Genomic DNA, 12,005 nt, shown 5'->3' with positions numbered 1-12,005 from the left:
ATCCAGCTTTCTTCGCGCGTGCGCGGTTTGCCGCCGATGAAGCGGGTGACGACGGGATCCGTCCACATCGCGGCATAGGTGTCGAAATCGTCCAGCCGGTGTGCCCGCAGGATGGTTCGCTTCGTTTCGATGACAGGAGCGCTGGTCGCTTGTGGTTTGTTCATGGGATCTGCCTCGCACGGATCGTCAGCGCTTAGCAAATCGCCGGTGCTGCGCAAGGGGCCAGGGCAACACGGCCCATCATCCAGCCACCGCTATGGGAATTTTGCGCGACGGTGCTATTTTTCACGGCAGGCTGATTCAACACCTGCCAGCGCGACCTTTTTTCAGGCGCTGGGCGGTGCCGTCAAACCCCAGGGAAAGAGCATGGACACCACCGATCTTGTGCTTGCGATCTTCCATCATCTGCTGGTGTTTTCGCTGGCGGGAATCATCGGCGCCGAATTCGTCCTGATCCGCGGCGATCTGGGCGCTGCAACGCTCAAGAGGCTCGCCGGCATCGACCGCCATTACGGCATCATTGCCACGCTGATCATCGTCGTCGGCATCGGCCGCGTCTTCTATGGCCTCAAGGGCTGGGAATTCTACGTCCACAATTGGGTGTTCTGGGCCAAGATAGCGGCGTTCGTCGTGGTCGGCCTGCTGTCGATCATCCCGACCGTCCGCTTCATATCCTGGAGCAGGCAGGCGAGCGGCAATGCCTCGTTTCAGGTGCCGGCGGCCGAGCTTGCGTCCGTGAAGACCTACATCCGCGCCGAAGCTTTCATCTTCCTGCTCATCCCGGTCTTCGCCGCGGCGATGGCGCGTGGCTACGGCTATTAGGATGGCGCCCATCAGCAGTTTGCCGTTTGAGTCCGGTTGCAATCTGTTAATTTGCGCTAGTTGTTGCTCCATCTGCAGGGTGTTGAGAGGACCCCGCGCAGCGGTTGGAGATTTACGTATTGGGAGGAGATCACGATGAGAAGATTTGTCACCACTCTGGCTGCTGCTGCGGCCGTCGCGCTTTATGGGTTCACTGCCGGCGCGCAGACCTATCCTGAACGCACCATCACCGTTGTGGTGCCGTTTGCAGCCGGCGGCCCGACCGACACGGTCACGCGCCTCGTCGCCGAAGCGATGTCGAAGGATCTCGGCCAGCAGGTCATCGTCGAAAATGTCGGCGGCGCCGGCGGCACGCTGGGTGCCGGCCGCGTCGCCAACGCCGAGCCGGACGGTTATACGCTGCTGCTCCATCATATCGGCATGGCGACAAGTGCGACGCTGTACAGAAAGCTCGCCTACGACACGCTGAACGCCTTCGAATATGTCGGCCTCGTCACCGAGGTGCCGATGACCATCGTCGGCCGCAAGGACCTGGAGCCCACCGACCTCAAGGGGCTGGTGGAGTACGCCAAGGCCAACAAGGATTCCATAACCGTCGCCAATGCCGGCATCGGTGCGGCCTCGCATCTATGCGGCATGCTGTTCATGAGCGCCATCAAGACGCCGCTGGTCACCGTGCCCTACAAGGGCACCGGCCCGGCCATGACCGATCTCCTCGGCGGCCAGGTCGACATCATGTGCGACCAGACGACCAACACCACCAAGCAGATCCAGGGCGGCACCATCAAGGCCTATGCCGTCACCTCGCCGGAACGCCTCGATGTGCTGAAGGACGTGCCGACGGCGGTGGAAGGCGGCCTTCCCGATGTGCAGGTCGGCATCTGGCATGGTCTCTATGCACCCAAGGGCACGCCGGCCGAGATCACCGAACGCCTGTCGAAATCGCTGCAGGTCGCGCTGAAGGACCAGAACGTCGCCGCCCGCTTCGCCGAACTCGGCACCAAGCCGTCGCTCGAGGCCGATGCCACGCCCGCCGCACTGAAGGCCAAGCTGGAAAGCGAGATCGCGCGCTGGAAGCCGATCATCGAAGCCGCCGGCCAGTACGCCGACTGAGGTTTGAATAGGGGCGCCACCAGCGCCCCTATTCCGCTCGGCATCGCTACCCCAGTGCGGGCTTGGAGAACCATCATGAAACCTTTCGCGATCGACAGGGCCAACGGCCTGTGCGCCGCCCTGTTCATCGGTTTCGGCGCATGGTTCGCGCTGCAATCGCTCGGTCTCGAAATCGGCACCGCCTTGCGCATGGGGCCAGGCTATTTTCCGCTGGTCCTGGCGATCGTGCTGATCCTGCTTGGCGCGGTCATTCTCGTCCAGGCCGTACGCGTCGAGGGCGAAGCGATCGGGCACATTGCGTGGCGCGGCATGCTGCTCATCCTGCCTGCTCCGATCTTCTTCGGCCTGACAGTGCGCGGCCTCGGATTCATCCCGTCGATCTTCCTGACGGCGCTGATCGCGTCGTTTGCCAGCCGCCGCATGAAGCCATTGACCGCGCTCGTGCTGTCGGCCGGTCTGACGTTGTTTGCCTTCCTCGTCTTCAGCTACGCGCTCGGCCTGCCGTTCCGCCGCTTCGGCCCGTGGCTGGCCCCAGGGTCGGCATCGTGAGGCGATGAGCATGGATCTCCTCGACAACCTCGCGCTCGGCTTTTCGACGGCGACGTCGTTGACCAACCTCGGTTTCTGCCTGATCGGCGTCCTTCTCGGCACGCTGATCGGCGTCCTGCCCGGCATCGGCGCCACCGCGACCATCGCCATGCTTCTGCCCATCACCTTCCAGATCGGCGATCCGGTCTCCTCCCTCATCATGCTCGCCGGCATCTATTACGGTGCGCAATATGGCGGCTCGACCACCGCCATTCTCATCAACATGCCGGGCGAATCCTCGTCCGCCGTCACCGCGATCGACGGCTACCAGATGGCCAGGAACGGCCGCGCCGGAGCGGCCCTCGCGATCGCGGCCATCGGCTCGTTCTTTGCCGGCACGGTGTCGACGTTCCTCGTCGCCATCTTTGCCCCGCCGCTGACGGCGATCGCGCTGAAATTCGGCGCGGCCGAGTATTTTTCGCTGATGATCGTCGGCTTGGTTTCGTCCGTCGCACTCGCCCACGGCTCTATCGTCAAGGCGCTGGCCATGGTCGTGCTCGGCCTTCTGCTCGGCATTGTCGGCACCGACATCTACACCGGCACGCCGCGCTTCACGCTTGGAATCCGGGAATATGCCGACGGGTTGAATTTCGTTGCGGTGGCGGTCGGCGTCTTTGGCGTCGCCGAGATCCTGCGCAACCTCGAAAACGAGGATGAGCGCTCCGTGATGATCCGCAAGGTCACCGGCCTTATGCCGACCCGCGAGGACTTTCGGCGCATGGCAGCGCCCATCGTGCGCGGAACGATCATCGGTTCGGCGCTCGGCATCCTGCCGGGCGGCGGCGCGATCCTGGCAGCTTTTGCGTCCTACACGGTCGAAAAACGCGTCTCGAAAAACCCGCAGGAGTTCGGCAAGGGCGCCATCGAAGGCGTCGCCGGACCGGAATCGGCCAACAATGCCGGTGCGCAGACCTCCTTCATCCCGATGCTGACGCTCGGCATTCCAGCCAACCCGGTCATGGCGCTGATGATCGGCGCCATGATCATCCAGGGCATCGTGCCCGGCCCCAATGTCGCGACCGAACAGCCGGCGCTGTTCTGGGGCATCATCGCCTCGATGTGGATCGGCAATCTGATGCTGATCGTCCTCAACCTGCCACTGATCGGGCTTTGGGTGAAGCTGCTGACGATCCCCTATTACGTGCTTTTCCCGATCATCATGGCGTTCTGCTCGATCGGCGTCTACAGCGTCAACAGCAACGTCTACGACCTCTACGCCGTCGCCTTCTTCGGCTTCCTCGGCTATCTCCTGACCAAGCTGCGCTGCGAACCGGCGCCGCTGCTGCTCGGCTTCGTGCTCGGCCCGCTGCTCGAGGAAAACCTGCGCCGCGCCATGATCCTCTCGCGCGGCGACCCGAGCACCTTCTTGACCAGACCGATCAGCGCCGGCCTGCTGCTCATCGCGCTCGCCGTGCTCGTCATCGTCTTCCTGCCGGCGGTCAAGAAAAAGCGCGAAGAGGTGTTTGTGGAGGAGAGTTGAATTACGCCGTCGTTCCGCTTCGGTCCTGAATCTCTTCGACAGGGTCGAGCGGTGCGATCGGCACCAGCGGTGCCGGCACATCGGTCGTCTTGACCTCGGCCTTGCAGATGTCGGCGATGACGCAGGCCGGGCAATCCGGCTTGCGCGCCTTGCAGACGTAGCGGCCATGCAGGATCAGCCAGTGATGTGCATGGCGCATATATTCGTCCGGAATGATCTTCAACAATCCTTGCTCGACCTGTTCCGGCGTCTTGCCGGGCGCCAATCCGAGCCGGTTGCCGATACGGAGAATGTGCGTGTCGACCGCCATCGTGTGCTGGCCGAAGGCCATATTGAGCACGACATTGGCGGTCTTGCGCCCGACCCCGGGCAGCTTGACCAATTCATCGCGACTGTCGGGTACCTCGCCGCCATGGTCGCGGATCAGCGCCTGCGACAGCGCAATCACATTCTTCGCCTTGTTGCGCCACAGCCCGATGGTGCGGATATATTCGCCGACCCTTGCCTCCCCCAGCGCCAGCATCTTGTGCGGCGTATCGGCGGCCTTGAACAGCGCCCGCGTCGCCTTGTTGACGCCGGCATCCGTCGCTTGCGCCGACAGCACCACCGCGACCAGCAGCGTGAAGGCGTTGACATGTTCGAGCTCGCCCTTCGGCTCGGGCCGCTGGACGGAAAAGCGCCGGAATATCTCGTGCACTTCGGCCGGGCTGTAGCGCGACGAGCTCCGCACCGGCCGCGGGCGTGGCTTGACGTTCGACCCATCGCGTCGTGCGGGCAACAGCTCTTTTTTGGACAGGGAAGAATCTTTGGACTTGGGGCTTGCCATTTCCCTCCTATAATATCCCCTCATGAGCGACACAAACGCCTCGTTTCAGGCCGACGAGCCATTCTTTCAGGCGCTACTCACCCCGCACCGGTCTCTGGGCCGGACAGGCTTCTTCATCCTGATGGGCGCGCTGCTGTTCGGCTGGCTGGTGACAGGCGCGTTTTTCCTGTCGCGCGGCGCCTGGCCGGTGTTCGGCTTCTTCGGCCTCGACGTGGCCGCCGTCTACCTCGCCTTTCGCATCAACTACCGGGCCGCTCGCGCCCGCGAGGAAGTCTCGGTCTCGCGCACCAGCCTCGACATCCGCAAGACCGCACCTTCCGGCAAATCGGAAGCGCATCGCTTCAATCCGTTCTGGGCGCGGTTTTCGGTAGCCCGCCACGCCGAGATCGGCATCACAGGGATGACGGTGGAAGGCCAAGGGCAGAACGTGCCGATCGGATCCTTCCTGGACCCCGATTCCCGCGAGAGCTTTGCCACCGCCTTTTCGCGCGCGCTGGCGACCGCCAAGGCACGCTGAGCCAGCCACGGGCGGCTCCTGGGCTCGAATCCCGTGTCCATCTACGTATGCGGCGTAGGAAGGCAAGTTTCGGGTGGCGATCGACGCCCCGAGGGGCGATATTCCGGCTCAAGGAGACAGTTCCATGAGCACACACACCGCAGTCCTCAAAAAGGACATCACGCCTGAAGGCAGCGACTACGAAATCGTGCGCCGTGCCATCGAGAAGATCAGTCTCGACTATCGCGATCAGCCTTCCCTCGAAGAACTGGCCGAGGAGGTTGGCGAGACGCCGACCGGCCTGCAAAAACTCTTCACCCGCTGGGCCGGCCTGTCGCCCAAAGCCTTCCTGCAGGCGGTGACGCTGGACCATGCGCGCAGGCTGCTCGATTCCGGCATGCCGCTGCTCGAGACCTCGTTCGAACTGGGCATGTCCGGCCCGGGCCGGCTGCATGACCTGTTCGTCACCCATGAGGCGATGTCGCCGGGCGACTACAAGACACGCGGCGCCGGGCTCACCATCCGCTACGGCTTCCATTCCTCGCCGTTCGGCACCGCCCTGATCATGGCCACCGAGCGCGGGCTCGCCGGCCTCGCCTTCAGCGACCCCGGCGAGGAACGCGCCGCCTTCGCCGACATGTCCAGCCGCTGGCCGAACGCCGTCTATGTCGAGGACATGACTGCTACCGGTCCCTATGCCGCCCGTATCTTCGATCCGACGCTGTGGCGCCCCGACCAGCCGCTGCATGTCGTCATGATCGGCACCGACTTCCAGGTTCGCGTCTGGGAGGCGCTGCTCAAGATCCCGATGGGTAAGGCCCGCACCTATTCCTCGATTGCGGCCAGCATCGGCGCACCGTCCGCCAGCCGTGCTGTCGGTGCGGCCAACGGGGCCAATCCGCTCTCTTTCGTGGTGCCTTGTCACCGCGCCATCGGTAAATCAGGCGATCTCACCGGCTATCACTGGGGCCTGACCCGCAAGCGCGCCATTCTGGGCTGGGAAGCCGGGCAGGTATCGTAATATCGATTTTCCTCGATATTGCGAAGGAAAACATGGATATATCGGCCTTCTTAAGTATAAGCGCGATTTAGACTGTGGTTTCCGCCGTTGCAACCCAGGGCAACCTCCGGTCCCCTGCAGTTGTTATTTTGAGCCGTTATTTTAGGTAACTCTAAATTAACCACGATAAAGTGATGATGCCCTCATATTAATCCGGACGATCCGGCTTGATAGGAGGTCCCGATGACATTGTTTCGCGCCGCCTGCGCCGCAGCTCTGCTGGTTGCCAGCCTCGACGAGGCCGCGTTGGCCGCGACGCAGAATGTCATCTTCAATGGCACGATCGCGCCCACCTGCACGCTTGTCGTTGCCACCAACGGCACGATGACGGCCAGCCCCGATCTCCAGTCCCTCAGTTCCCACAACAGCGGCGGCTCGGCTGGGACCGTGACACTGACGACGACCGGAGGTGTGTCGCTCAGCGTCGATCCGGTCACCACCATGACGGTGCCATCGGCAGACAGCACGTCGACGACCTGGACGCCGACCTACTCCGCCACCGGCGCGCATGCCATCGTCGAGACCGGCTCGGCAACCAGCATCACCACCCCCGGCGCCGATCTCGTCTCGGTTCACCTCGCTGGAACCAAAGGCGGCAGCAATCGCTTCGCCAACGGCAATTATCAGGCAACGGTAACGCTGCGCTGCGAATGACGCGTGGCGAAGGAGGGGTCGTTGAAACATGCTCGAATCCTGGCGACGGCATTGGCCATCGGATTGACACCCATTGCCGCCAAGGCCCAATCGATGTCGCCGATGCGTGGCGAGATCAACAGCTTCACCGACGTCTTCGCGGTCCGCATCTTCCCTGCCAATCCCTACGACCGGAAGATCCGGGTCGAAATCCACGTCTACGATCAGGATTTTCAGCCGGTAGATGCCAGAATCTCTCCAAATGTCTTCCAGCTGGCTTCCCAGGCTTCCCGTTCTGTCCTTGTGGTCGTGCCCTTTGACGGCGCGGCCGAGCGTAAAGTGCGTATCTGTACCGAAAGCATCCCCTTTCCCAATCAACAGACGCAGATAAGGGCACAGATATGCGGAAAGTTCTTTGGGCGCCGCAAGTCCTGACACTGGCGCTCGCGGCTGCTTGGGCGGGTGCCTCGCCGGCCGGGGCCGAGGACGTCTACAACCTCAACCAGAATGAGAGCGGCTTCAACCTGCCCGGTGTCACCTTGCCCCAGGGTCAGGACGAGGTCCGTGCCGCGGACGGCACCACATGCCGTTCCGCCGTCTCCGGCTCCGGGGCCTATGTCGATCTCGGCGTTATCAGAGGCAACAGCCAGTCCGACAATGATGTCGCCACTTACGGCCGGGTGGTGATCCCGATCGGGCGTACGCCGAAGCGCGTCGATTGCAGCCGTCTCTATGAGCTTGAGGTCGAGCGCCTGCATCTGGAGCTGAAACTTCTCAAAATGGGCCTCGGCGCCGACGGCCAGACGGCCAGCGTAGCCGCCACCGCTCCCGCAGCCGCATCACCGGGGTGGGCCAACGAAGGCTGGAGCATCAGGACCGGAAATGGCGATGGCAAGAAAAAGAAGAAGCAGTAGCCGCGCGCTGCTTGCGATGGCGGCACTTGCCGGTTCCTGCCTTCCGGCGCAGGCGGCGATCATCGGCACCTGCACCATCATGGTCGGGGCGTCCGGAACGATGAAGGCCAATCCCGCCATCAGCATACTGGGCTCCAAACAGGCAGGCGGATCGAGCGCCAGCGCCACCGTGGTGGCGAGTTCCCTGTTGTGCTCGATACTTAACCTGCTTGACTGCTATTCGGTTTCGGCGCCGGCGCCTGCCGCATTCTCCTCCGCGCCGAGCGGCGGCGGCACCAACGTGATCTTCGCTTCAGTCTTCCGCCTCGATGGCTCGGGGGTCGATGTCAACGGAAGTGTGCCGCAAAGGGTTGCCAACGGCACCCACGCGATGCAGGTCGACCTCACCGCCACCAAATCGAGCGGTATCTTTCCCGCCGGCAACTATCAGGGCACGGTCACCGTGCGCTGCGAATAAGGCCACGACACCTCAAATCGGACTGGACCATGCGCGTGGTCTGGCAAGCCGCGGCCTTACAGGTTAGCTTCCACGCAATCGGAACGATCTGCGTTCGCCCGGACGCACGAAGACGCTCCGATATTTTGAATTTGCGTTGCCAGGAGGCCCTGCTTGATTATCGTCATCGGCTCGATCAACCTCGACCTTATCGCCAAGGTCGACCGCTTGCCGAGTCCCGGCGAGACGGTGGGCGGCTCGGCCTTCACCACCGCACCTGGGGGCAAGGGCGCCAACCAGGCACTGGCCGCCGCACGCGCCGGCGCCTCGGTGCGCATGGTTGGCGCCGTCGGCAGGGACAGCTTCGCCGCCGAGGCACTGGCCTTGCTGCGCGACGGCAAGGTCGACCTGTCCGGCGTTGCCGAGACTCATGCCTCGACCGGCACGGCACTGATCATGGTCGCCGACGACGGCGAGAACATCATCGCCGTGGTGCCGGGCGCCAACGCTTCCGTGGTGCCAGGCGATCTCTCCAAGGCCTTTCTGAAAAAAGGCGACGTCGTGCTGCTGCAAAATGAGATTCCGCTGGCCACCGTCGATGCCGCCCTCGACCAGGCAAGGGCGGCCGGCGCCATTACCGTGCTCAACACGGCGCCTTTCCAGGGGCAGGCAGCCGGCTTTCTCGGCAAGGCGGACTATGTCGTCGCCAACGAAACCGAGTTCGACCTCTATGGCGAAGCGCTGTCGCTGCAAGGCCGCGACCGGGCGGCCCGTATGCGCGACTTTGCCGGAAAGACCGGCCGCACCGTCGTCGTCACGCTCGGCGGCGACGGCGTGATGGCGGCAACGCCGAGCGAATTCCTCACCGTTCCGGCACGCAAGATCACCCCTGTCGACACGGTCGGCGCCGGCGATACGTTCTGCGGCTATTTCGCCGCCAGCCTGTCGTCGGGCCTCACGCTCGAACAGGCGCTGGCGCGCGCTGGCGCGGCCGGTTCGCTGGCCTGCCTGAAGCCTGGCGCCCAACCGGCGATCCCGCTCGCCAAAGACGTCGATCAGGCGCTGCAGGAAACCCGTTAAAATGCTGCGTCCGCAAACGAAACATGCCGTGCCGCCGGCAAGCGACATCTGCCGCCTGTCCGCTGTCGAACTCGCCGGCGCGATCCGGGAGAGAGAGCTTTCCGTGCGCGAGGTGGTGGCGGCATTCCTCGATCGCATCGAGGCGGTCAATCCGCTGGTCAACGCCATCGTCTCCTTGCGCGATCGCGCCGATATCCTGCGCGAAGCCAATGCGGCCGATGCCAGCCTGTCGCGAGCCGAAGCGGCGGGTCCACTTTTCGGCATGCCGATCGCCATCAAGGATCTCGCCTCGACCACGGGCCTCAGGACCTCCTTCGGCTCGCCGATCTTCGCCGATTTCGTGCCGCAGGAAGACGATTTCTTTGTCGAGCGCATCCGCAATGCCGGCGCCATCATCATCGGAAAGACCAACGTCCCCGAATTCGGGCTTGGCTCCAACACCTACAACGCCGTGTTCGGGCCGACGTTGAACGCGTTCGATCCGGCCCTGACCGCCGGCGGCTCGAGCGGCGGCGCGGCGGTGGCCCTGGCGCTTAACATGGTGCCCGTCGCCGATGGCAGCGACTTCGGCGGCTCGCTGCGCAACCCGGCCGCCTGGAACAATGTTTTTGGCTTCCGCCCGTCGCAAGGACTTGTTCCCGGCGGACCCGATTTCGAAGTCTTCCATGCGCAGATGGGCGTCGACGGGCCGATGGGCTGCAACGTTCGTGATATGGCCCTGCTGCTCGATGTGCAGGCCGGTTACCACCCGCGCGCGCCATTGTCCTACGAGAAACCCGGCTCGTTCCTCGAAGGGCTTGGAATACCGGCAACTGGTGGCCGCATCGCCTGGCTCGGCGACCTCGGCGGTCATCTGCCGGTTGAAACAGGCATTCTCGGCCTGTGCGAGGCGGCACTTGGCCGCTTTGCGGATGCATCCTTCCCTAGCGAACCCCTGCTGCCGGATTTCGATTTCGAAGCGCTGTGGCAGGCCTTCGTGACGCTGCGCCAGGCCAGCAGCGGCTGCGCGCTCAAAACCCACTATGACGATCCCGCGAAGCGCCGCCTGCTCAAGCCGGAAGCCATCTGGGAAGTGGAGAACGCCATGCGGCTGACGGCGCCGCAGATCCGCGCCGCCTCCGTGACCCGTACATCCTGGCATCGCACGCTGTTGTCGATCTTCGACCGCTATGATCTCGTCGCGCTGCCGACCGCGCAGGTCTTCCCCTTCGATGTCGATACGCATTGGCCGCGTGAGGTCGCCGGACGCGCAATGGACAGCTATCACCGCTGGATGCAGGTTTCCGCCTTCGCGACCTTGGGCGGCTGCCCGGCGGCCAACGTGCCGGTCGGCTTCGACGATAGGGGCCGACCGATGGGCATGCAACTGATCGGCCGGCCGCGCGGCGACCTCGCCGTGCTGAAGGCGGCGGCGGCCTATGAGGCAACGCTGCCTTGGCAGACCGGCGCCTGAACCGAGCGGACTGGCGTGTCGCAGGGCGCTAGTTAGCGGCTTGCACCGGCTGCGCTGCTATGCATTGATTGTCCTCAAGCCGCGCCGCATCGGCGGCATTCCTGGGGAAAAGTCATGTCGCTCGAACTCTACGCCGCCTATGTCCTGGCTTGCATCGTCATCATCCTGGTGCCCGGCCCAACGGTCACGCTGATCATCGCCAACAGCATCCGCCATGGCTCCCGCGCCGGTCTCGCCAATGTCGCCGGCACGCAGGCAGGGCTTGCCGTGATGATCGCCATCGTCGGCATCGGCCTCAACACACTGATCTCGGGCATGGGCCACTGGTTCGAGTGGGTGCGGCTGATCGGCGCCGCCTATCTGATCTGGATGGGTGTGCAGATGTTCCGTTCCAAAGGCACGCTGAACGCCGATGGAACGGCCAGGAAACCGCGCGGCGGCTTCTTCCTGCAGGGCCTGCTGGTGGCGCTCAGCAACCCCAAGACGTTGATCTTCTTCGGCGCCTTCTTTCCGCAGTTCATTTCGCCGCAAGGCAACTACTCGCTGCAGATCGCCATCATGGGCCTGACCGCCATGATCTTCGCCGCCTTCTCGGATTCGACCTATGCGCTGGCCGCCGGCCGCGCCGGGCGCCTGCTGTCGGCCGGCCGCATCAAGCTTTTGTCGAGGATCAGCGGCAGCTTCATGGTCGGCGGCGGCCTGTGGCTGGCGCTTTCAAAGGCAAAGTAACAGCGCGCCGACAAGCCGGGACTCTAACAGCAATTTCCTGAAACAGGGAGGCCGATTGAAAGTCGGCCTTCTGTCCACCACATGAATCGGCGGTTGGGGGATTCACGTCGATGTCGTGGACTTTTGCGGATGTGAAAGGGCACGTGCTGGGCGTGATCCTGATTGTTGCTTTGTTTGCGGCGGTGTTGGTCCTTGATCCGCTCAAGTGGACGAATATGGCAAGCCCAATCCGGTCGGTCGTCACCGTCGACGCAATGGTCAGAAGTGTCCAGTGGGACCGCGTCGGCATCTATCTGGTCTCTGTCGAGAACGGTCCGTCTGTTCTCATCAAGGACAAACGCCTGCATCTGATCGGCTCGCGCATAAGCATTGAAC

16 protein-coding genes are annotated in these 12,005 nt (G+C 63.6%); 14 read left to right on the top strand and 2 right to left on the bottom strand.

Features of this window, described 5'->3' with window-relative positions:
- The coding region (locus tag EN893_RS39000) for a GNAT family N-acetyltransferase (protein WP_164900720.1) at positions 1 to 164 on the bottom strand (164 nt) is incomplete at its 3' end.
- Between the two features lie 202 nt (positions 165 to 366).
- Between EN893_RS39000 and EN893_RS05005 the strand changes: the two genes are divergently transcribed.
- The 4 genes from EN893_RS05005 to EN893_RS04990 all read left to right on the top strand — a co-directional run bounded on the left by EN893_RS05005 (position 367) and on the right by EN893_RS04990 (position 4,003).
- The gene (locus EN893_RS05005; protein ID WP_127271258.1) at positions 367 to 822 is read left to right on the top strand and encodes a DUF2214 family protein; all 456 of its coding nucleotides are present in this window, start codon (positions 367 to 369) and stop codon (positions 820 to 822) included.
- A 135-nt stretch (positions 823 to 957) separates the two neighbouring features.
- Positions 958 to 1,935 (top strand): tripartite tricarboxylate transporter substrate-binding protein, encoded by a 978-nt coding sequence (locus EN893_RS05000; RefSeq protein WP_127271256.1) that lies wholly within the window; start codon positions 958 to 960, stop codon positions 1,933 to 1,935.
- Positions 1,936 to 2,010: 75 nt separating this feature from the next.
- Positions 2,011 to 2,484, top strand: coding sequence for a tripartite tricarboxylate transporter TctB family protein (locus tag EN893_RS04995; RefSeq protein WP_127271254.1), 474 nt, complete (start codon positions 2,011 to 2,013; stop codon positions 2,482 to 2,484).
- Positions 2,485 to 2,494: 10 nt separating this feature from the next.
- Positions 2,495 to 4,003 carry a tripartite tricarboxylate transporter permease gene (locus EN893_RS04990; RefSeq protein ID WP_127271814.1) on the top strand — a complete coding sequence of 503 codons (1,509 nt, stop codon included), beginning with the start codon at positions 2,495 to 2,497 and terminating at the stop codon, positions 4,001 to 4,003.
- Position 4,004: 1 nt separating this feature from the next.
- Here EN893_RS04990 and nth read toward each other — a convergent pair whose 3' ends face one another.
- Positions 4,005 to 4,829 carry an endonuclease III gene (gene nth, locus EN893_RS04985; RefSeq protein ID WP_127267097.1) on the bottom strand — a complete coding sequence of 275 codons (825 nt, stop codon included), beginning with the start codon at positions 4,827 to 4,829 and terminating at the stop codon, positions 4,005 to 4,007.
- A 22-nt stretch (positions 4,830 to 4,851) separates the two neighbouring features.
- Here nth and EN893_RS04980 point away from each other — a divergent pair, with 22 nt between their 5' ends.
- The 10 genes from EN893_RS04980 to EN893_RS04935 all read left to right on the top strand — a co-directional run.
- Positions 4,852 to 5,346, top strand: coding sequence for a DUF2244 domain-containing protein (locus EN893_RS04980; RefSeq protein ID WP_127267098.1), 495 nt, complete (start codon positions 4,852 to 4,854; stop codon positions 5,344 to 5,346).
- 124 nt (positions 5,347 to 5,470) lie between these two features.
- Positions 5,471 to 6,346 (top strand): bifunctional helix-turn-helix domain-containing protein/methylated-DNA--[protein]-cysteine S-methyltransferase, encoded by an 876-nt coding sequence (locus EN893_RS04975; protein WP_127267099.1) that lies wholly within the window; start codon positions 5,471 to 5,473, stop codon positions 6,344 to 6,346.
- A 222-nt stretch (positions 6,347 to 6,568) separates the two neighbouring features.
- Positions 6,569 to 7,039: a hypothetical protein gene (locus EN893_RS04970; RefSeq protein WP_127267100.1), complete on the top strand. Its 471-nt coding sequence runs from the start codon at positions 6,569 to 6,571 to the stop codon at positions 7,037 to 7,039.
- 21 nt (positions 7,040 to 7,060) lie between these two features.
- Positions 7,061 to 7,453: a hypothetical protein gene (locus tag EN893_RS04965; RefSeq protein WP_127267101.1), complete on the top strand. Its 393-nt coding sequence runs from the start codon at positions 7,061 to 7,063 to the stop codon at positions 7,451 to 7,453.
- Complete coding sequence (locus EN893_RS04960) at positions 7,420 to 7,932, top strand: hypothetical protein (protein WP_127267102.1); 513 nt, start codon at positions 7,420 to 7,422, stop codon at positions 7,930 to 7,932. The genes EN893_RS04965 and EN893_RS04960 overlap by 34 nt, the downstream gene beginning before the upstream one ends.
- Positions 7,907 to 8,389: a hypothetical protein gene (locus tag EN893_RS04955; RefSeq protein ID WP_127387361.1), complete on the top strand. Its 483-nt coding sequence runs from the start codon at positions 7,907 to 7,909 to the stop codon at positions 8,387 to 8,389. The genes EN893_RS04960 and EN893_RS04955 overlap by 26 nt, the downstream gene beginning before the upstream one ends.
- Positions 8,390 to 8,542: 153 nt before the next feature.
- Positions 8,543 to 9,448 (top strand): ribokinase, encoded by a 906-nt coding sequence (locus tag EN893_RS04950; RefSeq protein ID WP_127267104.1) that lies wholly within the window; start codon positions 8,543 to 8,545, stop codon positions 9,446 to 9,448.
- 1 nt (position 9,449) lies between these two features.
- The gene (locus tag EN893_RS04945; protein ID WP_127267105.1) at positions 9,450 to 10,901 is read left to right on the top strand and encodes an amidase; all 1,452 of its coding nucleotides are present in this window, start codon (positions 9,450 to 9,452) and stop codon (positions 10,899 to 10,901) included.
- Between the two features lie 114 nt (positions 10,902 to 11,015).
- On the top strand, positions 11,016 to 11,630 hold the full coding sequence (locus EN893_RS04940; protein WP_127267106.1) for a LysE family translocator: 615 nt from the start codon (positions 11,016 to 11,018) through the stop codon (positions 11,628 to 11,630).
- Between the two features lie 143 nt (positions 11,631 to 11,773).
- Positions 11,774 to 12,005 (top strand): hypothetical protein (locus tag EN893_RS04935; protein ID WP_206640084.1); only part of this gene is annotated, 232 nt, incomplete at its 3' end.

This window comes from Mesorhizobium sp. M7A.F.Ca.CA.004.04.2.1, from assembly GCF_004022825.1.
In the GTDB taxonomy this organism is placed as follows: Bacteria; Pseudomonadota; Alphaproteobacteria; order Rhizobiales; family Rhizobiaceae; genus Mesorhizobium.
The sequence above is the reverse complement of the archived record's forward strand: the minus strand, read 5'-3'. Positions and strand labels throughout refer to the sequence as shown.